Source organism: Shewanella maritima, from assembly GCF_004295345.1.
Taxonomy (GTDB): domain Bacteria; phylum Pseudomonadota; class Gammaproteobacteria; order Enterobacterales; family Shewanellaceae; genus Shewanella; species Shewanella maritima.
The window spans coordinates 1,789,075-1,813,606 of record NZ_CP036200.1 but is presented as its reverse complement, the minus strand read 5'-3'; the positions used below and the strand labels follow the sequence as shown (position 1 = coordinate 1,813,606).

Below are 24,532 nucleotides of genomic sequence, written 5' to 3'. Positions count from 1 at the left end.
TTATAGCAATCTTTGTTGCTTCGGTAACATATTTAGCACATTCCATTAACATTAGTCACCACTACAGAGTAATTATTTGTAATTAGTTGTGAAACAGGACTTCCTCTCGTTTTGATTAAGGTATAACCAAATTGTCTAAGGTTTAACCGCTCGTACAATGGGGTTTTGCAGGCTAATCAGTGTTTCGGTTGATTGAATTTCGTCAATCGATTGAATCCGATTAATCAATACATGTTGCAGCCCGTCGATTGATTGGCACATTACCTTTACAAAAACTGAGTAGTTGCCGGTGGTGTAATAAGCTTCAACGACTTCTTCTAAAGCGTTGAGTTTTGCAAGGGCTGAAGGGTAATCGCCGGCGCTTTTTAGGTTAATGCCAATAAAACAGCAAACGTCATAACCCAGTGCTTTTGGGTTTACGGTAATTTGCGCACCGGTAATGATGCCGGCTTGTTTCATCTTCTCTACGCGCACGTGAATGGTGCCAGCGCTAACACCAAAGCGTTTTGCCAGTTCGGCAAATGGCGTACGCGCGTCTTGCATTAGTGCTTCTAAAATTTGGTTATCAAGCTGGTCGCGGCTGAATGAAGTATCCATAGTAAATTATCCATCGGTTTATCTAATATGGATAATTTACGGATTATGTTTGTAGATCTCTAGCTAAAAATACTCAAGCGTTGTCGATGTTGAATCTTTTTACTGCTGCTCAGAAGCCTCAATAAAAGGAACTGGCGCTTCAAAAGTCATTGGTTTACCTGAATATGGGTGCGCGATTTGCAGATGGCTAGCATGCAGCAGTAGTCTTGGGGATAAGCGCTTGGCTGCGCCGTCAGCATAGAAGCCGTCCCCAAGAATAGGGTGACCTAGTGCCATCATATGTACTCGTAATTGATGCGAGCGGCCGGTAATTGGCGTGAGTTTAACTAAAGTTGAGCGTTTACCATAGCTGATAATGTCTACCAAGGTCTCGCTTGGTTTGCCTGTTTCAAAACAAACCTTCTGCTTCGGGCGGTTGGGCCAATCACATACTAATGGGTAGGATACTTTATCTACCGCCTTTAAATGTCCGGCGACGCGAGCATAGTAGGTTTTGCTGGTTTCGCGATCTCGAAATTGCCTTTTCAGTTCTCGCTCGGCGTTTTTGCGCAGCGCTAATACTATAACGCCAGAGGTTGCCATATCGAGACGGTGAACAATTTGCGCGTTAGGGTGCTCGGCTACTACTCGGCTATAAATACTGTCGTGGTATTGCGCCTGACGCCCTGGCACTGAAAGGATCCCTGAAGGCTTATTGAGCACTATGATATCTCGATCTTGATGAATGATATCTAACCAGGGCTCGGTTGGAGGGGTATATAGGAAGTCAGCCATAAACGTCTCTGCAATTTGTTCGGCGACACCATACTGGGTGCTTATCTTAGGTGCAAGTCTTTAAGAAAAACCATTACCGTTGACGTGCATAATGGTGAAGGTCCACACTACAAAAGACAATGGGATATGAACCAAACTGTAGAAGAATTGATCTAACCGTGAAATGCCATCTGCTACCCAAGTCATGTAAACATGGCTAACGATAACCGCGGGAAACAAGCTAAACAGTGGGTACAGCGCAAAAGGGCTTGCATCAGCAAACACCAATTGAGCGAACAACGCCCAAACCACCATGACGGAGGTAATAATAGGTGGCACTGCTAATCGGTATTGTTCTGGGTAAGGAAACATCCACTGTCCTAATTGGTCGATAGTTAACCTAACTATAAACCAACTGACAACAGAGGTGCACCTGCAGCTTTAACTATTTAATCTAACTTGGTGGGGGAGGCTAACCTTTGATTTCTTTTTTGGTATCAATTTTTTTGCGGTGTACCACAGAGTAGTGTCTTAATCCGGCTGGCCCATGAGATACCACCACAGATAGCAAAATGATGAACAAGAATATCTCAGTTTTAAATTCTGCGAATGGAATGAACAATGCGAGCATGGCAACTTTAACTAAGGTGAGTACACCTTTGAGCTGAATTAACCAGCGCCAATCGCGAACCACTTCCCAGGCAAGTAATAGGCATCCTGTTACCATGGCTGCGATCCAGTAGTTGATCCACAACTGCTTGTCGGCACCGACAATAATGCCGCCACCAGCACCTACAATCCCCATGATATGAATGGCACGCAGACTGGTTTTACTCAGTCGTTGCAACCAAAAGTTCACTTCAGATAGGTTATTTGCTGATTTGTGTTTCATTAACTTAGCCTAGATTAGCAAGATTGAATTCATGGGCATGTTAAAACAAATCAAGCACCTTGTATGTAATCATGGTACTGACATGGGGCAGTGAAATGTTATCCGTTAAGTGATTTGTGATTAACTCGACATATTTATGACAGTGTACATAACCTGCTCTCGGGATAATAAACCGGTTTCTAACGGCTATTTTTGTCTATTTCTGCGTTGAAGCTACTTGCAATAGGCTAGCTATTGACGCGCAGCTTCGCCTTGAACTAAACAAAACTATCTCGTTAGAAACTTAATGCTAGGTGTAACTCTGGACGAGAGAGTCATTGACACTTCCTTATCCCGAGTTCAGGTTAAATACAAACCCATCCTAAGTCTGATCACAAATATCCACTATAACTTCGGCTTATTAACGACAAAAATAATGCTGTCGATTAGAATTGTAGTCAGTAATAGCTTTTAACTCTCGCAGGTCGAGTAGGGTTTGATATGAGAATCGGATTTTTTAGCGCTAAGCCATACGACATTCGTCATTTTAATCAGGCAAATGAGCAAGTGGGTGCGCAAATTGAGTACTTCGATTACCGCTTGTGTATGCAAAACGTAAAACTAGCCGAAGGCTACGAGGTGGTTTGTGCGTTTGTAAACGACTCACTATGTGAGGAAGTGTTAGTTGAGCTTGCAAAAGGCGGCACTAAGGTGATCGCTATGCGTTGTGCTGGCTTTAACAATGTTGATCTTGATGCTGCCAAGCGTCTTGGTATGCAAGTTGTTAACGTGCCGGCTTACTCACCTGAATCGGTTGCTGAGCATACCGTTGCATTAATGCTTACGCTTAACCGTAAAATCCATAAAGCTTATCAACGTACCCGTGATGCTAACTTTGCCTTAGCGGGCTTAGTTGGATTTAACATGTTTGGTCGTACAGTAGGCGTGATTGGTACAGGTAAAATCGGTTTAGCTACTATTAAAATCTTGCAAGGGTTTGGTTGTAAGGTGCTCGCGTACGATCCATATCCGAGTCAGGCGGTGAAAGATTTAGGTGTTGAATACATTAGCCTTGAAGAAATGTACCCGCAGTGCGACATCATTAGTCTGCATTGCCCGTTAACTGCTGATAACCATCACCTACTGAACGCAGAGAGCTTTGCCAAAATGAAGCAAGGTGTGATGGTGATTAACACTAGTCGTGGTGGCTTGCTCAATGCTATTGACGCAATGGAAGCATTAAAAGAGGGGCAAATTGGCTCCCTAGGTTTAGACGTCTACGAGAATGAAAAAGGCTTGTTCTTCGAGGATAAATCGAGCGAAATTATTCGTGACGATGTATTTAGACGTTTATCTGCTTGTCACAACGTGATTTTCACCGGTCACCAAGCCTTCTTAACCGAAGAAGCCTTGAATGCCATTGCTTCAACCACGCTAAATAATGTTGATGCGCTAGATAAAGGTGAGAAATCAGGTAACGAGCTGTGTTAACTCGATAAGATAGTTGCTAAATTGGAGCTCACTAGAGCTCCTTTTTTGGTTTAGGGCTGGCTGATTTGGAATGGCGGTGAGGCAAATATGAACATAGTGCAAGAAATCCATGACATTGCGACTGAAACGGGTGTAATGCGTACTCGGGTTTATCGCCCTAATCAAGCTGGTCAATTTGCTAGCGTCATTTTCTACTCCGAGATTTTCCAAATCACCGGACCAATCAGTCGCTCAGCAGCGATGATGGCAGGTCACGGATTTGTGGTGCTGGTGCCTGAGGTATTTCATGAGTTAAACCCAATCGGTACCGTGCTTGCCTATGACGATACGGGGAAGGACAAGGGCAACCAGGACAAGTTTACTAAGCCACTTGAGCATCATGACAGTGATACTAGAGCTTTGATCGAGTTTGCTCGCAGCCAAACCTATTGCACTAGCCAGGTAGGAGCGATGGGCGTGTGTATTGGTGGTCACCTAGCGTTTAGAGCGGCATTAAATCAAGATATTAGCAGCGCATTTTGTTTGTATGCTACTGACATTCATTCAAACACCTTACCCTGTGAGCAAGGCAATGACTCATTATCGCGTGCTGCAGATATAAGCGGTGAGTTAATGATGATATTTGGTAAGCAAGACCCCATGTTTCAAGTGCAGGGCGCAAGCAAATTTATCAACAGTTGGAAAAAGTTGAGGCTAACTTTAGCTGGCTTGAAGTTAACGCTCAACATGCATTTATGCGTGATGAAGGCGATAGGTATGACCCAGCGCTTGCACTACAAATGTACCAACAGGCGGTGAGTTTTTTCCAACGCACGTTAAATTAGAACCACCAGAGTTTTTATCCAATCTCGTTAAGCGCAAATGGCTTTCACAAGGCTGTTTGCGTTTTTGACTTATACCAATTTAGATAGATACCATCAGAAGCAGTCCATGTCAGAATTTAAACCGATCCACCGCGCCAATGATGAATATGGTGAGTTAACCGTACTCGATGATGGTCAATACCGCGTACTTGCTTTTGGCGACAATGACGAGCAGTCAAAGCTTGATAAAGCCAGCCCACATTTACCACAGCATAGTTATATTCAAGCCATGCTGGCAGCACTGCTTTTCAACACGCCAAAAAGTGCCATCATTCTAGGGCTTGGCGGCGGGGCGCTGGTTCATGCACTGAAGCACTATGATTCTGCAATTAAAATGACTGCCGTTGAACTTCGCGCGCCTGTCATTGAGGCTGCCAAACGCTTCTTTCAATTGCCAATCGGCAAAAAGCTTAAACTGGTGAACCAAGATGCGCTTGAGTTTATCGCCAGCGCAGAGCATAAGAAGGTCGACATTATTTTCGCAGACATCTACAGCGAGCAAGGTGTAGATGAACAGCAGGTATCGTCAGCGTTTTTTGAGCAATGCCAGGCCAAACTTAAGCAAGGTGGCTTGTTGGTGCTTAACTGTTGGAAAGAGCACAGTAAAGATGATGCGTTAAAGCAGCGGTTACAAAGCCAATTCAACCATGTTTACGCTTGCCTTACTGGCAGCGGCAACTGGGTTATTTTTGCTAGTCAGGTCGATTGCAACTTTAACCTTGCCAACAACAAAGCTGCCTTGCAGGAGTTGTCTCAGCAGCTTGATTTTAATATTGCTCGGGTACTGACGCGTTTTGATGAGTGGGTTTAGGCAATTTGTGTAATTTGCTTTAGCGCTAGTCAATATCATCACCACCATCGTTCTAGTGCATTTGACGTAAAAATGCACTAAAACTCATCCTAATCGCTACTTAATTCAACATTAATCGGTTCTGCAGAAAAACCGATTACGATGATAGATTTTGTCCGTTATACATAATCATCAACCCTCGCTATTCTTATCTCCATCGAAACACGGCAAGCAAATTACTTTTTAATGAGCCACGCCGCAGTACTTAATTAACTTGTATGCCAGCAAGTTTAAAAATTGCCAACTTAATGGAGTTAAACATGACACAATCAATCATCAACAGCACTATCAAGCCATTCAAAGCAACTGCATTCCACAACGGTGAGTTTGTTGAAGTCACTGAGCAAGACCTACTAGGTAAGTGGTCTGTTGTATTCTTCTACCCAGCGGACTTCACATTCGTATGTCCAACTGAGTTAGGTGACATGGCTGACCATTACGCACAGCTTCAAGAAATGGGCGTTGAAGTTTACTCAGTATCTACTGACACTCACTTCACTCACAAAGCATGGCACGCAAGCTCTGACACTATCGGTAAAATCAACTACCCAATGATCGGTGACCCAACTGGCCAAATCACTCGCAACTTCGGCGTGATGATTGAAGAAGACGGTCTTGCACTACGCGGTACTTTCGTCATGAACCCTGAAGGTGAAGTTAAAGTTGCTGAAATCCATGACCTAGGTATTGGCCGTAGCGCTTCAGAACTAGTTCGTAAAATTCAAGCTGCACAATACGTTGCTAACCACGACGGTGAAGTTTGCCCAGCTAAATGGCAGCCAGGTGAAGAAACACTAGCTCCATCTATCGACCTAGTTGGTAAAATCTAACTCTTAGTCTCTATTCAGACTAACCCTGTCGGCTAAAGGACTAGCCGGCGAAAATTGCAAATCTACTCAGTTTGCAATCAGTGAGGGCTGCTTACCCTCACTATAAAATTCATCTTCTCTCCAGCTGGTTGTCGACTTCATCACCCGGCAGCTGGCACCCCAAACTTATTTTTTATTACAGACTTATGCTTTGTAAGGAGTCGTTATGCTTGATGCCAACGTAAAAAACCAACTGAAGTCATACATGCAACACTTAAAGCGCCCAGTTGAGTTGGTGCTATCAACTGACGACAGCAACAAATCTGCAGAGCTTGCTTCACTTGCACAAGATATTGTTGATGTGCACGAGTTAGTGAGTGTGCGTAATGAGCAAGGTAAGCGCTCACCAAGCATGAGTATTCAAAGTCAACAAACTCAAACCAATATTACCTTTGCCGGCTTGCCAATGGGGCATGAATTTACCTCACTGGTTTTAGCGCTGCTGCATACGGGCGGTCACGACATCAAACTCGCTGATGACGTGATTGCGCAAATTAAAGCGCTGCCGGGTAAATACCAATTTGAAACTTACGTGTCGCTAAGCTGCCAAACTTGCCCTGAGGTCGTTCAGGCGTTAAACATGATGGCGGCGATAAACCCCAACATCACCAATGTGATGATTGACGGTGCGTTATTCCAAGAGGAAGTCGAACAGCGCGATATCTTGTCAGTACCGTCTGTATTCTTAAATGGTGAGCCTTTCTCTGTGGGCGCGATTAGCGTTGCTGAAATTCTCAATAAGATTGATGTTAATGCCGGTGCTCGCCAAGCTGAGGCGCTTAATCAAAAAGATGATTTTGATGTATTGGTTGTTGGTGGCGGCCCAGCTGGTGCCGCAGCAGCGATTTACGCTGCACGTAAAGGCTTAAATACCGGTGTCGTTGCTGACAAATTTGGCGGTCAGGTAGCCGAGACTGTAGGTATTGAAAACTTTATCTCTGTATCAAAAACCGAAGGCCCTAAGTTGGTGGCAAACCTTGAAAGCCATGTGCGCGACTATGATGTTGATATCATGGAAAACCAGCGCGCGATTGAGCTTACTCAAGATGGCAAGATCAAACTAGGGCTTGAAAACGGCGCAGAGCTTAAGAGTCAATCTGTGATTTTGGCAACTGGTGCTCGCTGGCGCGAAATGAACGTACCTGGTGAGCAAGAATATCGCGGCAAAGGTGTAGCTTATTGCCCGCACTGTGATGGCCCATTATTTAAAGGTAAGCGCGTAGCTGTGATTGGCGGCGGTAACTCAGGTATTGAAGCAGCAATCGATCTAGCCAACATTGTTGAGCACGTTACCGTTCTTGAATTTGATAGCAAGCTGCGTGCTGATGAAGTACTACAACGCAAAGCAAACTCTATGGGTAATATCACCATCATTACTCAGGCGATGACCACAGAAGTGCTAGGTGATGGTAAGCGAGTGACTGGCTTGCAGTACACAGACCGGGCAACAGAGCAGAGTCATCATGTTGAGCTTGCAGGTGTGTTTGTGCAAATCGGTTTAGTGCCAAACACTGAGTGGCTGCGCGGCGTAGTTGAAATGACAGAACGCGGTGAAGTGATTGTCGATGCTCGCGGTCAAACATCTATTCCGGGTGTATTTGCCGCTGGTGATATGACCAACAGTCCATACAAGCAAATTATTATTGCCATGGGCAGCGGCGCAACCGCATCACTTGGTGCATTTGATTATCTTATTCGTCAAGGTGAGACGGTCGAAGAAGTTGCAGCATAAATGCTATAAGCTGCCCCAATAATTGCAAATAAATCCAAAAGGCTGATGCACGTGAGTGTGTCAGCTTTTCTGTTTTTGCACTCATCAACCAAGAAAGTTTGTAGCCCAAGATTGAGGCTTGATTCCTCGCAACTCACCAACTGCTGCTTTGTTGTCCATTATTCGTGAGCAAACTAGCGTATCATCGCGCAACTAATTGCGAACCCAAGTGGTTTGATTTAACTTAATGCCAATCTAAACGCGGTTTACACGCGCATTAATACCGATCGGGATAAATAACAATGCCCATATACTTGTGCTGATTGGTATAAGCTCTGTTTGCAAAGGACTCTCATGCCAAGCTTGAAACGAATTATTCTAATTAACACCCACCTGCCGGGTGTTGTTGAACTCGCCCTTGACGGTCACACCAATATTTGTGGTACTAACGCTTCGGGTAAAACCACGTTGCAACGCCTGGTGCCAGTATTTTATGGTGAATATCCAAGTCGCGTTGTGCCATCAACCCGCGACAGTTTCGAGCGTTGGTATCTACCTCACGACTCAAGCTACATCATTTATGAGTATCAAAAGCAGGATGGTTTGCTGTACCAAGCGGTATTGTCATCAGCTGGTGATGGTAAAGGGGTTAACTATCGTTTTATCGCCCAGGGCTTTGAGCTAGACGATTACATCAAAAGCCGTAATGGCGACACTATAGTGTGTCATTCGATGGCCGATCTTGGTCGTGACATGCGCCGCAAAAAAATCCCTCATACTAACCTTTTGAATACTCGTGAGTTTAGAGCGATCATCCAAAATGATCGCAGCTTACTATCTACTGGTGGTAATCGCAGCGAACTACGCGGTTATGCTCGCCAGTTCTCTTTGTGCGAAGCCGAGCATAGCCTAAGACACATTGAAAAACTGGCAAAAGCGGTGCACTCAAAAGAAGGCAAGATGGAAACCGTAAAATCCATGATTGCCGCCATTTTGGAAGAAGATGGTGTGAACCCGCCTGCGTCACGTATAAATCCGCAAAAAGTTGAGGCCTGGATCCGTGAAAGCCAATTAGTGCAAGGATTTGAGCAAATTCGCCCAGAGTATGAAAAGCTATCGCTAGAGTTTGACCAACTGCTTAGCGCCGAGCTGCGTCTTGCTAGCTTGTCCGAAGGTTATAAAGCGGATGAAACCATTGAAGCTAAGCGACAGGAAGATAACCAAGCCGAAGCTAAAGCCATCAACAGCCAACTTGCTGATCTTGATAGCGAATGGAAAGAAATCCGTGATGAGTTAAATCAGGAAATTTCAGCCGCTAACGGCGCTGTGCAAAGCTATGAGCAAGAACTTGATGCCATTGAAGACAAACACGCAGCCTTTTTAGATGCCGATATTGAGCAAGCAAAAGCGGATTTAGACAGTCTGCCAAGTTGGCGCAGTGATGTTGAAAGCTTGCAAGAGCGTCACAAACTACAAACCGAGAAACACCAGGATATTGAAGCTGCATACAATGCCCGTCGCAGCAAAATTGGTGAGCAGTTAGCGCGCGAGCTAGATAAACTGCACAAAGAACAAGACGCTCAGCGTGAAAAGCGTGATGAGCAGCGCGAGCTAGCTAGCGATGATTTAGCCAAATTAGAGCAGCAATGGCGTGAGCAAACCGATGCAGGTAAAGCTAAGTTTACTGAGCAGCAACATCAACTTAAACTGCAGCGCGTTGAGCTTAATCATCAGGTGAATAGTGTCACCTACACAGAAGATGAGAAAACCCGTTTAGCCATTTTCGATGAGCGTATTGCCAATGCCGATGATGAGCAAGAGGCGTGTAACGCTCAAGTAGAGCGCCTGACCAAAGAAGAAGCCAAACAAAGACGTCTTCGCGAGCAGGCTAATGAAGCGCTGCGCTTAACCGGCATTCGCGTAAATGAAGCCGAGCAAGCCAAAGAAGAGTTGGAACATATGCTGTTCCCACAATCGCACACCCTACTTGAGTTTTTGCGTAAAGAGGCCGATGGCTGGGAGCAAACCTTCGGTAAAGTGATTGCCCCTGAGCTACTGCACCGCAGCGACTTACACCCAAGCTTAGCCGCGAGTGAGCAAGCAGCTGATGCAAGCTCGCTGTTTGGCGTTAACCTAGATTTAGCCGCTATCGACCTGCCTGATTATGCCCAGTCTGAGCAAGATCTGCGTATCGCCCTTGATAAAGCGCAAGATGTACTCAAGACCGCACAAGAAGCCAAAGCTGAGGCTGAGCAGCAACTTATTAGCATGAATGATGCGCTTGATAAGATTGTTCGCGAGCTGACTTTTGCCCGCACTGCGTATAAGAATAGCCGCGAAGATGTGCGCCGCTTATTTGAAGAAAAGCGCAATGAGCAGCAAGCGATTAATGCCGCCCTTGCCGAACGTAAAACTCAGGCCAGCAAAGGCTTAACGCGCATCGATAACGAGTTAAAGCAATTAGTTAATCAGCATCAAAACTGGCTTGAAGAGCAGCAAGAGCAAGCCCTTGAAGCCAAGATGGAGAAAAACGCCTACTGGCAAGAAGTGATTGGCGCCATTGATAATCAATTAGGGCAAATCAAAGCCAATATTGACCAGCGCCGCCAACACGCCAAGCAAGAGCAAAAGGCTTGTGAAACCTGGTATAAGGACGAGCTTAAATCTCGCGGGGTTGATGAAGATAAGATTATCGCGCTTAAGCAGCAAATTCGTGAGCTTGAGGGCAAGATTAGTCATGCTGAGCAGCGCCGCAGTGAAGTGCTGCGTTATGATGACTGGTATCAACACACTTGGCTGCAGCGTAAGCCAACCTTGCAAACACAACTTGCCGAGGTTAAACGCGCAGCCCTTGAGCTTGACCAGCAGTTAAAGCAAAAAACTACAGAAGTTAAAACTCGTCGCAATGAGTTAGAAGCCGCCCGTAAGTTGTGCGATGCCGCGCAAATTGAAGCCTCTGAAAACCTCACTAAGTTACGTGCAGTGATGCGTAAACTGGCCGAGCTGAAGCTACCAAAAGCAGATGAGCAAGCCAGTGGCGGTATTGGTGAGCGCTTGCGTCAAGGTGAAGATTTACTCCTCAAACGAGACTATCTACTTGGCTCAGTCAAGCAATACGTTGAGCACTTTGACAGCGTGATTGCCAGCAAGTCTGGTTCGAGCTTGGCAGAGTTTTGGGAACGAGCCCGCGAAGAGTCGAGCTTTACCAATGACAAAGGCATTCGCATCTTAGATTATCGCAAGCTAGTGCCGCAGCTTGACCAATTGCTCAACGTGATGGTGCCGCAGTCGATTATGGCGATTAAAGAGCAAGGGCGCATTTTCGGCGTCGACTTAACCGCATTCTACGACGTACTTGCTGATATTGACCGCCGCATTGCCAGCCAAAGCGCACGTATTACCCGTGAAGTGGGCGAAGAGTTATTCCTTGATGGCGTGTCCGAATCTGCAGTTAAAATTCGCTCGCGCATCAGTGAGTTAGAGTTCTGGCCTGAGCTAGAAGTTTTTGTCAAAGCCTTCCAGGCCTGGAAAGCCGACAGCTTTAGCGCGTTGCCAGATGAGAACTACACCAATAGCATGCGCCGGGCATTGGAGATTATCGGCCGCGCCGCGCTAACAGGTGGCATTGCTAAGCTGTTAGAAATTGAGCTGCGCCTTAAAGAGGGCAATAGCGACTTAGTTATTCGCACCGACCGCCAGCTCAATGAATCATCGAGTCATGGTATGGCTTACCTGATTTTATGTAAGTTCTTGCTCGCCTTTACCCGCCTACTGCGCGGCAAGGCCGATGTTACCATTCACTGGCCAATCGATGAGCTAGGCACGCTGCACCACGGTAACGTGAAGAAGATTTTTGATGCCTGTGAGAACAATGACATCAGTGTGTTAGGCGCTTTCCCGAACCCTGAGTCAGAAGTATTAAGCCTGTTTGCCAACCGTTACATTATTAATAAGCAAACTCGTAAACTGCAGGTGGTGAAATCTAAATCTAACCCGCTTGCAGAGCGTTTAGCCGCCCATCAACAAGCCAAGCAACCACAATCAACTAACGAGGAGATGGCATAATGTCGCAACTTAACTCAACGTCATCAGACTCCGTATTAGTCGGTACAGGCGTGTTAATTGAACAGCTGCTTAAAGGCGAGTTTATTTGTCAGGTTACTAACGAAGATGGCTGGCGTGCCCTAAAAAGCCCGCAAACCCGTGAGCGAGTAGAGCAATACCTGAATCAAATTAATCGCACCGTGTGCAGCGCAGGCGAGGGCGATGTGTTCTTTTGTGGTTATCTGCAACTTGGCGATGCGGAAAGACAGGTAATTTCAAGCCAGTTTAAAGAGATCTGCTCAGCGTTGATCCCGTTGGTTGAGTGGCTAGTGTTGGTGCAAGAAGCCAATGGCCAAGACGAGCCACTACGTGAGGGCATGCCAATTCGCTTAACCGATCTACAAGCACAAATTGAAGATACCCCAGCATTTAGCGAGCAGCTCGCCAAGCTAGCCAGTTACCGTTTGTTTGGTTCAAGCTCAAGCTCAAGTGATGGTCAGCTAAAGCTGGTATTCAAGCGTCTATTAGAGCTTGGTTTTTTAACTAAACCTAACGCTGAAAAGCAGTTATACATAGCCACGGGTAAGATTGATTACTTATATGAGGTGATTCGCTTTATCGATGAAACCGAAGGCTTAAACCTTGAAGCGCAAGCCGAAACTGCCAGTCAAAGGGACTTACTATGAGTAGCAACTTGCACGCTGCTGGGGTCAAGTTACTTAGGCAGCTTGGCCGTCATGCAGATGTGGTCATGGATGTGTATTTGTCGGGCTCAGTTAATGAAACTCAGCACGATGAGAAAACCATTGAAAAACTGCGTAAAAGCGGCATTTTGTGGCGCCCTGAGGCCGACCAAGATTTACGTCTAAAGCGCTCGGTTAGAGCAGTATTAGAAGAAGCGTTAAGTGATGAGCGTAACCGCCAAATTGACTCTAATGTCGGCTCATCGCTCGCCACAATTAAGACGCTGGCGAATCACTATAAAGAAGCCCGTTTTAATAGTGATTACAGTGCCAGTGAGGCCTACCTTGCCGACCTTAGCGAACATGTTTATAGCTTTACTGATAGCCTGCGTTACTCGATTCGTGTCCTTTGGGGGCGGATTAACAACGAGTTTGGTTATGTGGGTAGCATTAGCGCCAAAATTCGTGAAAACGAGTTAGCCCAAAGTCAGGTTACTGAGCTGCTAAATGGCCTGGAGATGTTCCAGTTTAGTGAACTGGCTGAAATTGCTGGCGATGTACGTGATTTACGCCGCCTGCTAGTCACCAGCTTGCAAGAAACCTTGAGCCAATGTACCCAAGAACTCAGTGTGGTGCAGGCGCGTTTATTTGAGCTACTTGGCCGCTTTAGGCAAATTCAAGGCCGCACTAAGTTGCTTAAAGGTTGGTTGCTACATACCGATTTACACCCAGATTACCAGGTCAGCGATCATGTCGCCCATAAGCAAGTTCCTACCCTGTTTAACTATGCCGAGTCGCTGCTAGCTCCTGCTCACGTAGATGTGCATAACCCTCAGCACGAATTAGAGCTGATGGATATGGTGTCGCGCATTAAGACCATCAATCGTGATGAGTCTACGGTGAAAGTGCGTGAAACCGATATGGCGATTTCGCTAGATGGCGCTGAGGACTTCGCCATTCCAGATAACCCATTGAAACAGGCTGTGGATGAGTATTTCTGCTCGATCATTGACTCAGGCAAGGCGCAGTCAGCATTGGAGTATTTAAACGACAAGCAATTACCTTGGGACAGCGAAAGCTGGATCTATCAGGTGATTGGTGGTTACGAAGGCCTGCCAGCCGAACACAAGCAATATTTTGAACTCGAAGCCAAAGGCGAGCCGCATCCGGTTTATGACGGCAACTTCATCATTCACGATGTTGAGCTTTGGTTAGCGTAAAGAAGGGTTAGCTAAGCACTTTTTATACGTCGACCCTGAATTAGTTGTTACCAGATTTACATCAAGCCATACCTTAGGCCGCACTCATGCTATCACTGATAGTGAGTGCGGCCTTTTTAATTTTCCCTCTAAACCACCTACTTCAGTTTGGGGGATTTGTTCAGGGTTTGTCTACAAATTCTAATGTCCTTCACATCTGACACCTAAAATAGTTAGCTGACGTTGCAATGACATTTAAAGCACGCAGCAAGCACATCCTGTGGGCTCGACGAAAACATCCCTGTTTTCAACGGCTTTAAATGTCATTGAACTCTAAGCTATATCTCTAGCTGGTTAGACTAAGCCTCCTTTAGAGAAGTTGCGCAAATCCATCTTCTTCATAAGGTGTAATTTACTTGGAAGTATTGACTAGAACTTGTTGGCAATAACTGGGTGTTTACGTTTCTCTCACAACACTGACTCGCTTTGTTTGCATCTGAGTAACTCTAATAGTGCGAACTATATCTTCCTTGCTAGCACAGCTGTAACAGCTTTATCTCATTGTTCAAAATTTGCTGGGTTGATCTTTGGATTAACTAGTAGTTGGTAGATATTTCTGCTGCGTGTGGAGCCTAAATCTAATGAAAATATCGCACAACATAATGGTTTGATTTAATTTTTAATAAAATCAATGTTTTATTGGTTTTTACGGTTGTGGTTACACTTTCAGCTTCAAGTAATCAGTTATTAACGATTGAATTATCAAAATCTTTGTTTCAGTATCCTTGGTCATTCATCGCTTTTGCTCTCGATGCTGTTATGGATTAACGCTCCTCAGAATTAGTGCAGCTTAGGACAAGCGCCAGGTGCATTTTTGAGTAAAGGTTGAGTGACACAAACATAATAAGCTGGCTTAAGCCGGTATTTGGGGAATCCAAAACAATGAAAAACGCGTTATCGACTCGAATTTTTATCGGCTTGTTTTTGGGCGTTATGCTGGGAAGTTTGGTGCAATTTGCACTTAACGATATAGCCTTCTTTTCTGAAACCTTAGTCAATATTGCCAGCGGCATCGGTAAGATGTTCGTTAATATGATCATGATGCTGGTGGTGCCACTGGTATTTGTCAGTATCGTTTGTGGCGTCTGTGAGCTTCAAGATTTAAAGAGCTTTGGTCGCCTTGGCGGTAAAACCTTTAGCTTTTATATCATCAATACTTTAGTGGCGATCACTGCTGCATTTACTGTGGCTATGCTGATTGAGCCGGGTAAAGGTGTTGATATGAGCAGTAGTGGCGGGGTGGAAATTACCGCCACTGAGCTGCCAAACCTGATGACGCTGATCGTCAATATTGTGCCAAATAATCCATTCTCTGCCTTTACCTCAGGCAATATGCTGCAAGTTATCTTTATGGCGCTGCTACTTGGTGGTGTGATCAAATCACTTGGCGAAGCTGCTAGCGGTGCAGTAAAAGGGTTTAAAACGGCCAATATCATTATGATGCGCCTGATTAGCGTGGTAATGAATCTGGCGCCAATTGGTGTGTTTGCCTTGATGTTCAAGCTGGGTGCGACACTAGAGCCTGAAATCTTTGTTAGCGTGGTGCAGTATCTGGTACTTATTTTAGGGCTGTTATTGCTGTGGATTTTTGTGGTGTATCCATACGCTGTGGCATTTTTCACTCAGGTGAGTGCCAAGCAGTTTCGTGAGAAAACCCGCGAGCAGATTTTATTCTCGCTTTCAACTGCAAGCTCAAACGCAACCATTCCTGTCACCATGCGTACCCTAACCGACAAGCTTGGCGTTAATCGCGCTGTAGCAGGTTTTGGTGTACCACTTGGGGCAACCATGAATATGGGCGGTGTGTCGATTTATATCACTATTGCGATTTTCTTTGTGGCAAACGCCTTTGGAATGCCTATCAGTGGTGAGCAAATTCCAGCATTGTTGTTTAGTGTGTTCTTGCTTTCAGTTGGTGCAGGTGGTGTACCTGGCGGCGGCATGGTAATGATTGGTGTGCTTATCCACCAAATGGGTTTACCAGTAGAAGCCTTTGCCATCGTTGCCGCGTTAGACCGTTTAATCGATATGATCCTAACCTCATGTAACGTTGTGGGTGATACAGCTGTACTAACCATTGTTGACCAAACGGAAAAACCACACCAAGTGGCAGATGGTGAGTAGTGTTTTACGGTGCTTTCGCTAAGCATTTAGTGAATAACAGCTAGATTGTTTATCGCTTTGAGTTACAACATAATAAGGCCTGCATTCGCAGGCTTTATTGCTTTTATATGAGTTTGATACTGATAGAGAAGTGAAGCCTACGATTGGTAAAACGAAGAATAAGGATATCTCAATGAAATTAGTTGCCTTAAGGCACTTATCGTTAAAGCCTTTCAAGTCAAAAGCGGTAGCAGTCGGTTTGGTATTAATGTCGATACTAGCGTTAAGTGCTTGTAGTTCAAATCAGCATAGCAAAGAGCACCACAGCGACCATTCACTGCCAACCACGTTAGACAAATACCAATTTACCGCGAACAACAATTATCTTGCAGATATCGATGCGGCCAAGCAGCAAGCGATTGAAAGCAATAAATTGCTGATGTTAGTGATGGGGGCACAGTGGTGCCATGACAGCCGAGGCTTTATTGCGAACTTGTCGTCAGATGAAATGCAAGCAATAGTGGCGCAGCGCTTTGTGGTTGAGCTAGTCGATGTAGCCTATTTTGACGACTTGCATCATGTGGCGCAGCAATATGGTTATCCAGCAATTTTTGGTACGCCAACTGTGCTCGTAATTGAGCCTAAAACAAATAAGGTGCTCAACTATAACAGTGTATCTAAGTGGCAAAGCGCCCATAGTGTGCCGCAAGCTGAGTACGTGAGTTATTTCGCAAGTATTGGCGATGCGCCCTGGCAAGCACCTACAACCAATGCACAGTTTGATGAGTTTATCGCACAACAAACCGATAAGTTAAAACAAGCTTACGATTATCAAAGACCAATTTGGGCGCAAGTACGTGCTGGTAAAGCAGATGACAAACAGCTAACCAAGGTTGCCACAGAAGTGTGGAAGTACCGCGTACAACTGCAAAAAGACATATATCGTCTACAGGCGGAGTTAGCTGCAAACCCTAACAAGGAGCTAGTGTTGCCTCAATATCCTGCATTTAGTTGGCTGTAGACAACTGGCAATAGACAATAAAAAACCGCCTCACAATGGAGGCGGTTTTAGTATTTGTAAGTGCTAATGAGTAAAGCTCAATATTACTCGACTTCAGGCTCACCGGCGTAGTCTTGGTCGTGATAGCTAAGACATACATCAACCTCGTTAGCACTACCTAAGATCACTGCCACACGTTGGTGAATTTCTTGTGGCTCGATATCCAAAATAGTTTCGTAACCCGTCGATGCTTTACCGCCAGCTTGTTCAACAAGCAATGCCATTGGGTTCGCTTCGTACATTAAGCGTAGTTTGAATGGTTTGTTTGGATTCTTGTTGTCTGTTGGGTAGGTGAAGATGCCGCCGCGGCATAATACTCGGTGCACATCGCCAACCATAGCGGCAATCCAACGCATATTGAATGCGCGCTCACGCGGGCCAATTTTACCTAGCACTAGATCTGCAATATAGGTTTGCATTGGCGCTTCCCAGAAGCGTTGGTTCGACATATTAATAGCAAACTCACCGGTATCTGGAGTAATTGCGACTTTTTCTTCGGTTAGTAAAAACTCACCGGTTTTAGGGTCTAGGGTATAGAACTGAGTGCCGTTACCTGTGGTTAATGCCATCATAGTTGACGGACCGTAAAGTACGTAACCTGCCGCAACCTGGTTGCGACCTTTTTGCAGGAAGCTTTGCTCGGTAAGCTCACCTTGCGGCGCTGGCAATACTGAGAAAATGGTACCAACGAGTGAGTTGATATCAATGTTTGACGAGCCATCTAGTGGGTCAAAACAAACTAGGTATTCGCCGTCTTTGTCGGCTTCAACCACATAGTCTTCTTCTTCCGATGCAATACCGCGTACGTTGCCGGCTGCTTTTAGGGCATCTTTAAGCATGTCGTTAGTGATCACGTCTAATTTCTTTTGTGTTTCACCTTGAACATTTTCTTGCTCAGTGGCACCCAATACACCAGCTAATGCGCCGTGGCGTACAGCCTGGCTAATGGCTTTTGAGGTGTCAGCTAAAGTAAGTAGTAAGTCAGCTAAAGAGGCGTTAACAGCTTGAGCTGTTAGGGTTTGAGCCAAATTTTGCATGGATATTTCCTAAGACTAGTCGGGTTAAGGTCGTGGGCTTAAAGGCTGAGGAACTGCCCAAAAGCGAATTTTTATAATTGCCGCGGATAATAGCGCAAAACGATGACTATTTCAGCGTTGTGATAAGGCTTTTTGCAATAGCCTGCGCTTTTCAGGTAGATTGACTGCGTAAAATCTTATGCCAAGGAATAATAATGATAACTTCATGGAAACGAGGGAAGGCTAAGACCAAGCTGCTAACACCTCTCGCTTTGACCGTGGCACTGGCTTTAACGGGCGGGTGTCAGAGTGCTTCAGTTGCGCCATCTCAATCTAAGGTGGGTCTTGATATGTCTCAATCTGTTCAATCTCAATCTAGTGTAACTAGCCAGTATTCGACTACAGCACCATTAACTGCGCTTACAGGCGATAATACGCCATTAACGATTGAGCGTATTCATCAATCGCCAGCGCTTGCAGGTGCCAGCCCTCGTGGCTTGCAAATGTCGCCAGATGGTAGCCGAGTCACTTATCTTGCTGGTCGCGATGATAACCAAAGCTTTTATGACCTGTGGCAGCTAGATATTGTCACTGGTGAGCGCAGTGTGCTGATTGATGCGGACAAGCTAGCTAGTGGTGAGTTGTCCGATGAAGAAAAAGCCCGCCGAGAGCGTCAGCGCATCTATGGTCAGGGGATCATGGAGTACTTTTGGTCTGAAGACAGTCAGGCGATTTTAATTCCAGCATCTGGGCAGCTTTATTTGTATCAAGTGGCAAATAATCAAGTGCGCAAACTTGATATTGGTGACGGCTTTGCGACTGATGCGCGTTTATCGCCAAAAGGCCATTATGTTTCGTTTATCCGCGAGCAGAACATTTACTTTTTGTCGCTAGAGACTGGCAAGCTTAAAGCGTTAACCACGGACGGTGGCGGTGCAATTAAATATGGCATGGCTGAGTTTGTGGCTCAGGAAGAAATGGATCGCATGACAGGGTACTGGTGGTCGCCAGATGAAACCAAGATTGCGTTTACTCGTATTGACGAATCAGGCGTTGAGCTGGTTACCCGTAATGAGATTTACGCTGATGGCATTAAGCTTACTGAGCAGCGTTACCCTTATGCTGGTAAAGCTAATGTCGAGATTGAGCTTGGGGTGATTAACCTAAGCTCTAATAAACTTGATTGGATTGACTTAGGTAAAGATAAAGACATTTATCTACCAAGGGTTAAGTGGCTGCCAGATAGCAAACATTTATCTTACCAGTGGCAAAATCGAAGTCAGCAAGCGTTAGATCTGCGTATCGCTGATCTTGACAGTAAAAGCTCCCAGGTGGTGATTGAAGAGCGCAGCAAAGCCTGGGTTAACATCAATGACGATTTACACTTCTTAAAGCAGCAAGCAGGCTTTATTTGGGGCTCTGAGCGCAGTGGCTTTAAGCACCTTTATCTAGTTGAAGACAATGGCAACAAGCTTACTCAATTGACTACAGGTGACTGGGCAGTAGATGCCCTAGAGTATGTTGATGAAGCCAGTGGCTGGGTATACTTCACAGGCCGTAAAGACAGTGTCGTAGAGCGCCATATTTATCGAGTAAACCTTAAGCAAGGTGCAGATAGCATTGAAAAACTGTCGTCTCGTGCGGGTATGCACAACGCAGTATTTGCACATAACAAGCCAGTTTATATCGATCATTTTAGTAGCTTAATGCAACCTCCACAGGTGAGCCTACATCAGCAAAATGGTCAACATATCGCCTGGGTTGAGCAAAACCAATTGGATAAAGAACACCCGCTGTATGCTCATGCCGGTCTTTGGCAAATGCCTGAGTTTGGTACGTTGAGTGCTGATGATGGTCAGACGTTGCAATACCGCTTATTTAAACCAACAGATTTTGACTCAACCAAGCAATACCCTGTGCTGGTGCGTGTATACGGTGGCCCCCATGCGCAAACCGTAACTAACAGCTGGAGTGAGGCTGATTACTTTAGTCAGTATCTATTGCAAAACGGCTATGTGGTATTTCAGCTAGATAACCGCGGCTCAGCAAATCGTGGTACTCAGTTTGAATATGTGATTTATCAAAACATGGGTGAAGCCGAGGTGCGCGATCAAAAGGTCGGTGTAGATTACCTACGCAGCTTACCTTTTGTTGATGGTGACAATATCGCTATTTATGGTCACAGCTATGGTGGTTACATGGCATTATTGAGTCAGTTCAAAGCGCCAGATTACTTTAAAGCGGCTATCTCCGGTGCGCCAGTAACCGATTGGCGTTTATATGATACGCATTACACTGAGCGTTATATGGGGCACCCAGAAACAAACAAAGCTGGTTATGACGCCAGCAGCGTGATGCCTTATGTTGGCGGCTATAAGTCTGGCTTGTTGATGTATCACGGTATGGCTGATGACAACGTATTGTTTGAAAACAGTACCCGTGTGTATAAAGCGCTGCAAGATGACGGTAAGTTATTCCAAATGATGGATTACCCTGGCTCTAAGCACTCGATGCGCGGTGAGAAAGTGCGTAACCATTTATATAAGTCTTTGGCGGCATTTCTAGATAGCCAATTGAAGAACTAATTCGTTTTATTCTTCAGCTGAGAGAGCCAGCCACAGTGCTGGCTTTCTTTTGCCTGTAGTGTGTGGATAGTCGCCTATCATCTGGCATTTTCTATTGGCAGTCGCAAGTTAGCTGGGGGTTATGGACAGGGCTAGCGTATGAGTGATTGATTATCAATCATGTACTAAGAGTTAATGAACTTTGATTGCGCAAGATGCCGTAAAATCATCCCCTATGGTTACGTTAGGGGCTCCGCTTTAGCATCCCTGCTAAAGAGGCTTGCTTACTCAAAGCTCATTAATCCCACAGGAAAATACGTGATAAATGTTCACGAGCTCGCCCTAGGTTTAGAGAGACTAGATTAATACGCAGCTTTGTGCTGTGTTTTATACAATTGTGCACTTTCAAACAAGACTCCGATGCCAAACATAAAAAAACCAGACCCTGAGGTCTGGTTTTCAAATTTTTTCGCTTAGAAGAATTAGTCTTCTCTTAGCTCAGAAGTATTAATCTTCTAGGTTACCACAGAAACGGTAGCCTTCACCGTGGATAGTTGCGATGATTTCTGGCGTGTCCGCTAGGCTTTCGAAGTGCTTACGGATACGACGGATAGTTACGTCAACTGTACGGTCGTGCGGCTTAAGCTCGCGACCAGTCATCTTCATTAGTAGGTCAGCACGAGTTAAGATTTTGCCTGGATTCTCAACAAAGTGAAGCATCGCGCGGAATTCACTGCGTGGTAGCTTGTAAGACTCACCTTGTGGGCTAACTAGAGAACGGCTGTTGATTTCTAAGCTCCAACCATTGAAGCGGTAGTATTCAACGCTACCTTTCTCTTCAGCTTCTGCACCAGTGCTGTTAACGCGAGTTAATAGGTTACGAGCACGGATGGTTAGTTCACGTGGGTTGAATGGCTTAGTGATGTAGTCATCAGCACCGATTTCAAGACCGAGGATCTTGTCGACTTCGTTGTCACGACCAGTTAGGAAGATAAGGCCGATGTTATTGATTTCACGAAGTTCACGCGCTAGTAGTAGACCATTCTTACCAGGTAGGTTGATGTCCATTACTACTAAGTTGATTTTGTTCTCTTGCATCGCTTTGTGCATTTCAGCGCCGTCGTTTGCTTCAACTACAACATAACCTTCAGCTTCAAAAATGCTACGCAGGGTGTTACGAGTTACGGCTTCATCTTCAACAATAAGAATGTGCGGGTTTTGCATATTAAATTACCTAAATTAATAAAGTCATAGTCTAGCTTTCATAATTGCTAGGGCTAAGCGTCACTTGCTCCCTGTAAATAAGTGCGCCGTATCTTCATATTTATTGGTGTTTAAGCGTGTCTGCCTTGATATTAAACACTCGCATTGGCCACTGACAGCTCGGTTTTTATAAGTCAGTGATTCGCATGTCTGCTATGAGCAACATCTATGTTGACGAAAAAAGGATACATGCGAATAAATTCTGGGTTAACACCTCGTCACATTGGAAACCTGTAAAAGCACAAAGTTCCCCGGCAACTTGTTTATTTCATTTAGTTTAATGTTTCTCTAAATGTAGAACATGACATAAACAGGTGTAAACTTAGCTTCTATTAAAATCATTCATAAGTGTCAGCTAAAGTGTGGTGACAAAGTGGATTGAATGTTCAATTAGCTAGTGATGATTATTGTACTCGTTTTAGGCATTTGTTAACAAATAAAATGTTAACAAATTTCCACCAAATACCGTACACAAAAGGTTAATAAACAATAAGGCGCTGATTATAAAGGGAATTAACATTTTTAAACTTGTGACTGACGTCACATCGCTACCGGAACTAAAATCTATCTGCTACACTCAATTCGGCTTAATTGACTAGATTTTGACTATGGAAACTGTGGATTCTTTCTTGTGGCAAGCTTATCAAAGTACACATTTTTTGCTCACTCAGCGCCTTTCTGATCAATTTTCATTTGCGATTATTACCGCATGTAACCCGTTTGGTAATAAATTAACTTCTTGTCAAAATCGACTGCTTGATCGCAAATTACAACGAACCATTCAGCAAACTAAGCAACCCTATCGTGCCCTTTATGGCGCATCTCCTGATCTTAGCCACAGAGAAAAAAGTTGGGCGGTGTTTGTCGACAAGCCGCAAGCCTTAGAATTGGGTAGGCAATTTAATCAGTTAGCGATTTACTATGTTGATAAAGGGCAACTGACTTTGCTGGCGTGTGCAGATGCGAATTTACCAGAAGTGTGTATGGGGAAGTTTTCATCAAGGCAGCGCTTGGTGAATGAACTACCAGATTTTGATTAGTCGTATTCTAGCGAGTGACGCTGGAAGACCAAAAAGGATGCCCAAGGCATCCTTTTTACGCTTGTGTACGGTTACACAGATATGACTGGTTTGCTGCTAGAAAGCATAAGTGACTGCAAAGCCACCATGATCGAATTCAGCATCGTTATAATACTCATCACCATCAATCTCTTGTTCTAACACGCCTCTAAATAATGACGCGCTCCAGCGATCGTTAATTTGATAGGTCACACCTACAGAGTAGGCCTGGCTAGTATATTGAGATAAACCCGATGCGCGGTAGCGCAAGTCTAGAGAGAATTCCTCAGTAAACTTATAACCACCATTGAAGATAATCGCAGGTGCAACGAACAGATCTGACGTTTCGCCTAGGTTGTTGCCTTCAGGGTAATCCAAGCGGATAGTTTGCGCAGCAAAAGTTACACCGGCGCCAAGTTCAACAATCCAGTCGCTATCGCTCAGTAGCTCGAATACATAATCAGCTGTGAGAGACCAGTTACTATAGGCTGAGATGACTTCGCTTCCTGCAGAGTATGACTTACCTGCCCATTTTAACTCTTTGCCCAGTGTAGTTTTGTCGCGAGACTCAATTGGGTTAAAGCTAAAGAGTAGATATTGGTCTTTGGCGACGCCCCATTCAAGCTCAGCTGCAGCATAGGTATTTGGCTCACTCTCTCGACTAAAATCAGTGAGATTGAAGCTTGGGCTACCATTTTCTTGAATAAAGTTGTTGCTAGTGTCAAAGCCACCAATAAATAGACTGTAGCTGCGGTGGAACTCTTTTTGTGCTCCTGAGCCAGACCAACCATCATCAGTTAGCTGGTACTTAGGTAAGCTCTTGCTAGCACCGGGTGTATAGCTTACGGCTAAGCCCATGTTGCCGTCGCTAAAGCTAGGCACAACAACAAGGTCTGATGCATTATAAGGGTCGGTAAAGTAAAGGCTGGTCATTACTGCAATTGAGCCACCGGCAAGTACGTCGTCCATAAAGTGACGATTTGCCCATAAGCGACTTGCGCCGACAAAACTTGCTGCAGTGTATGCAGGTAGTGCCCATTTATCGCCATATCTGTGATGAATATATGCTGCGCCAGAGAATGCTGCTGAGGTGTGGCCTGAAGGGAAAGAATTGCTTTCAGTGCCATCTGGGCGAAGTCTGCCGTAGCCAAACTTCATGGTGTGGGTGATTAACGAAGTAGTTGCAACGCCTTTAGTTAACTGCCAGGCACCTTCTTTATCGCCAATCCATAAACTACCTATTAACGCACCCGCAGGTAGGGCAATTTGCACTACGTCACCGATTTCAGAGATCGTACCCGATTGGCCTTCTAGAATTTCACTCTTGGCCACGGCTGTTGTTGAAGTCAGGCTTAGAATAATCGCACTTGAGGTGAGGCTAAGTTTAGCTTTCATTTAATTACAGTCCTTTGAGTACTTATTGCATTTTATTTAACCAACTATAGGCTAAAACAGCATTTTTCAATAAGTCGAAACG

18 protein-coding genes and 1 pseudogene are annotated in these 24,532 nt (G+C 45.0%); 12 read left to right on the top strand and 7 right to left on the bottom strand.

Translation table 11 applies throughout. The features are described from left to right. Window positions 1–135: 135 nt before the first annotated feature. The 4 genes from asnC to EXU30_RS07785 all read right to left on the bottom strand — a co-directional run bounded on the left by asnC (window position 136) and on the right by EXU30_RS07785 (window position 2,242). On the bottom strand, window positions 136–597 hold the full coding sequence (asnC, locus tag EXU30_RS07800; RefSeq protein ID WP_130598905.1) for a transcriptional regulator AsnC: 462 nt from the start codon (window positions 595–597) through the stop codon (window positions 136–138). Between the two features lie 99 nt (window positions 598–696). Then, window positions 697–1,371: a bifunctional tRNA pseudouridine(32) synthase/23S rRNA pseudouridine(746) synthase RluA gene (gene rluA / locus EXU30_RS07795; RefSeq protein ID WP_130598903.1), complete on the bottom strand. Its 675-nt coding sequence runs from the start codon at window positions 1,369–1,371 to the stop codon at window positions 697–699. A gap of 60 nt (window positions 1,372–1,431) precedes the next feature. Beyond that, complete coding sequence (locus EXU30_RS07790; protein ID WP_130598901.1) at window positions 1,432–1,722, bottom strand: hypothetical protein; 291 nt, start codon at window positions 1,720–1,722, stop codon at window positions 1,432–1,434. Between the two features lie 100 nt (window positions 1,723–1,822). Continuing rightward, window positions 1,823–2,242: a hypothetical protein gene (locus tag EXU30_RS07785; protein ID WP_130598899.1), complete on the bottom strand. Its 420-nt coding sequence runs from the start codon at window positions 2,240–2,242 to the stop codon at window positions 1,823–1,825. Between the two features lie 480 nt (window positions 2,243–2,722). Between EXU30_RS07785 and EXU30_RS07780 the strand changes: the two genes are divergently transcribed. The 10 genes and pseudogenes from EXU30_RS07780 to EXU30_RS07735 all read left to right on the top strand — a co-directional run bounded on the left by EXU30_RS07780 (window position 2,723) and on the right by EXU30_RS07735 (window position 17,115). Continuing rightward, window positions 2,723–3,712 carry a 2-hydroxyacid dehydrogenase gene (locus EXU30_RS07780; protein WP_130598897.1) on the top strand — a complete coding sequence of 330 codons (990 nt, stop codon included), beginning with the start codon at window positions 2,723–2,725 and terminating at the stop codon, window positions 3,710–3,712. An 87-nt stretch (window positions 3,713–3,799) separates the two neighbouring features. Then, window positions 3,800–4,536 (top strand): annotated as a pseudogene (locus EXU30_RS07775) (dienelactone hydrolase family protein). 106 nt (window positions 4,537–4,642) lie between these two features. Further along, the gene (locus tag EXU30_RS07770) at window positions 4,643–5,386 is read left to right on the top strand and encodes a spermidine synthase (protein ID WP_130598895.1); all 744 of its coding nucleotides are present in this window, start codon (window positions 4,643–4,645) and stop codon (window positions 5,384–5,386) included. A gap of 299 nt (window positions 5,387–5,685) precedes the next feature. Then, on the top strand, window positions 5,686–6,255 hold the full coding sequence (gene ahpC / locus EXU30_RS07765) for an alkyl hydroperoxide reductase subunit C (protein ID WP_130598893.1): 570 nt from the start codon (window positions 5,686–5,688) through the stop codon (window positions 6,253–6,255). A gap of 205 nt (window positions 6,256–6,460) precedes the next feature. Then, entirely contained in the window at window positions 6,461–8,026 is a 1,566-nt protein-coding gene (gene ahpF / locus EXU30_RS07760) for an alkyl hydroperoxide reductase subunit F (RefSeq protein WP_130598891.1), read from the top strand. Window positions 8,027–8,359: 333 nt separating this feature from the next. Continuing rightward, complete coding sequence (locus tag EXU30_RS07755) at window positions 8,360–12,070, top strand: ATP-binding protein (RefSeq protein ID WP_130598889.1); 3,711 nt, start codon at window positions 8,360–8,362, stop codon at window positions 12,068–12,070. Further along, window positions 12,070–12,735: a hypothetical protein gene (locus EXU30_RS07750; protein ID WP_130598887.1), complete on the top strand. Its 666-nt coding sequence runs from the start codon at window positions 12,070–12,072 to the stop codon at window positions 12,733–12,735. The genes EXU30_RS07755 and EXU30_RS07750 overlap by 1 nt, the downstream gene beginning before the upstream one ends. Continuing rightward, on the top strand, window positions 12,732–13,952 hold the full coding sequence (locus tag EXU30_RS07745) for a phosphoenolpyruvate carboxylase (RefSeq protein ID WP_130598885.1): 1,221 nt from the start codon (window positions 12,732–12,734) through the stop codon (window positions 13,950–13,952). The genes EXU30_RS07750 and EXU30_RS07745 overlap by 4 nt, the downstream gene beginning before the upstream one ends. A 921-nt stretch (window positions 13,953–14,873) precedes the next feature. Next, complete coding sequence (locus EXU30_RS07740) at window positions 14,874–16,115, top strand: dicarboxylate/amino acid:cation symporter (protein ID WP_130598883.1); 1,242 nt, start codon at window positions 14,874–14,876, stop codon at window positions 16,113–16,115. A gap of 172 nt (window positions 16,116–16,287) precedes the next feature. After that, the gene (locus EXU30_RS07735) at window positions 16,288–17,115 is read left to right on the top strand and encodes a thioredoxin family protein (RefSeq protein ID WP_130598881.1); all 828 of its coding nucleotides are present in this window, start codon (window positions 16,288–16,290) and stop codon (window positions 17,113–17,115) included. Between the two features lie 83 nt (window positions 17,116–17,198). Here EXU30_RS07735 and EXU30_RS07730 read toward each other — a convergent pair whose 3' ends face one another. Continuing rightward, window positions 17,199–18,191, bottom strand: coding sequence for a class 1 fructose-bisphosphatase (locus EXU30_RS07730; protein ID WP_130598879.1), 993 nt, complete (start codon window positions 18,189–18,191; stop codon window positions 17,199–17,201). A 329-nt stretch (window positions 18,192–18,520) separates the two neighbouring features. On the opposite strand from EXU30_RS07730, the gene EXU30_RS07725 reads away from it, so the two are divergent. Next, window positions 18,521–20,755, top strand: a complete 2,235-nt coding sequence (locus EXU30_RS07725) for a S9 family peptidase (RefSeq protein ID WP_130603333.1) — start codon at window positions 18,521–18,523, stop codon at window positions 20,753–20,755. Window positions 20,756–21,241: 486 nt separating this feature from the next. Here the strand turns inward: EXU30_RS07725 and arcA are convergent, their stop codons facing one another. Continuing rightward, window positions 21,242–21,958, bottom strand: coding sequence for a two-component system response regulator ArcA (gene arcA / locus EXU30_RS07720; protein WP_130598877.1), 717 nt, complete (start codon window positions 21,956–21,958; stop codon window positions 21,242–21,244). A gap of 647 nt (window positions 21,959–22,605) precedes the next feature. Here arcA and EXU30_RS07715 point away from each other — a divergent pair. Further along, complete coding sequence (locus tag EXU30_RS07715; RefSeq protein WP_130598875.1) at window positions 22,606–23,037, top strand: DUF3293 domain-containing protein; 432 nt, start codon at window positions 22,606–22,608, stop codon at window positions 23,035–23,037. Between the two features lie 96 nt (window positions 23,038–23,133). On the opposite strand, the gene EXU30_RS07710 is transcribed toward EXU30_RS07715, so the two are convergent. Next, a complete protein-coding gene (locus tag EXU30_RS07710; protein ID WP_130598873.1) occupies window positions 23,134–24,450 on the bottom strand; it encodes a phosphatase PAP2 family protein in 1,317 nt (438 codons plus the stop codon). Window positions 24,451–24,532: the final 82 nt, after the last annotated feature.

Coding starts and splice junctions, on each gene's coding strand:
- asnC (WP_130598905.1), bottom strand. CDS start 597: ATGGATACTTCATTCAGCCGCGACCAGCTTGATAACCAAATTTTAGAA.
- EXU30_RS07790 (WP_130598901.1), bottom strand. CDS start 1,722: ATGTTTCCTTACCCAGAACAATACCGATTAGCAGTGCCACCTATTATT.
- EXU30_RS07745 (WP_130598885.1), top strand. CDS start 12,732: ATGAGTAGCAACTTGCACGCTGCTGGGGTCAAGTTACTTAGGCAGCTT.
- EXU30_RS07725 (WP_130603333.1), top strand. CDS start 18,521: ATGTCTCAATCTGTTCAATCTCAATCTAGTGTAACTAGCCAGTATTCG.
- ahpF (WP_130598891.1), top strand. CDS start 6,461: ATGCTTGATGCCAACGTAAAAAACCAACTGAAGTCATACATGCAACAC.
- EXU30_RS07750 (WP_130598887.1), top strand. CDS start 12,070: ATGTCGCAACTTAACTCAACGTCATCAGACTCCGTATTAGTCGGTACA.
- EXU30_RS07715 (WP_130598875.1), top strand. CDS start 22,606: ATGGAAACTGTGGATTCTTTCTTGTGGCAAGCTTATCAAAGTACACAT.
- EXU30_RS07755 (WP_130598889.1), top strand. CDS start 8,360: ATGCCAAGCTTGAAACGAATTATTCTAATTAACACCCACCTGCCGGGT.
- EXU30_RS07735 (WP_130598881.1), top strand. CDS start 16,288: ATGAAATTAGTTGCCTTAAGGCACTTATCGTTAAAGCCTTTCAAGTCA.
- EXU30_RS07730 (WP_130598879.1), bottom strand. CDS start 18,191: ATGCAAAATTTGGCTCAAACCCTAACAGCTCAAGCTGTTAACGCCTCT.
- EXU30_RS07785 (WP_130598899.1), bottom strand. CDS start 2,242: ATGAAACACAAATCAGCAAATAACCTATCTGAAGTGAACTTTTGGTTG.
- EXU30_RS07710 (WP_130598873.1), bottom strand. CDS start 24,450: ATGAAAGCTAAACTTAGCCTCACCTCAAGTGCGATTATTCTAAGCCTG.
- arcA (WP_130598877.1), bottom strand. CDS start 21,958: ATGCAAAACCCGCACATTCTTATTGTTGAAGATGAAGCCGTAACTCGT.
- EXU30_RS07780 (WP_130598897.1), top strand. CDS start 2,723: ATGAGAATCGGATTTTTTAGCGCTAAGCCATACGACATTCGTCATTTT.
- rluA (WP_130598903.1), bottom strand. CDS start 1,371: ATGGCTGACTTCCTATATACCCCTCCAACCGAGCCCTGGTTAGATATC.
- EXU30_RS07740 (WP_130598883.1), top strand. CDS start 14,874: ATGAAAAACGCGTTATCGACTCGAATTTTTATCGGCTTGTTTTTGGGC.
- EXU30_RS07770 (WP_130598895.1), top strand. CDS start 4,643: ATGTCAGAATTTAAACCGATCCACCGCGCCAATGATGAATATGGTGAG.
- ahpC (WP_130598893.1), top strand. CDS start 5,686: ATGACACAATCAATCATCAACAGCACTATCAAGCCATTCAAAGCAACT.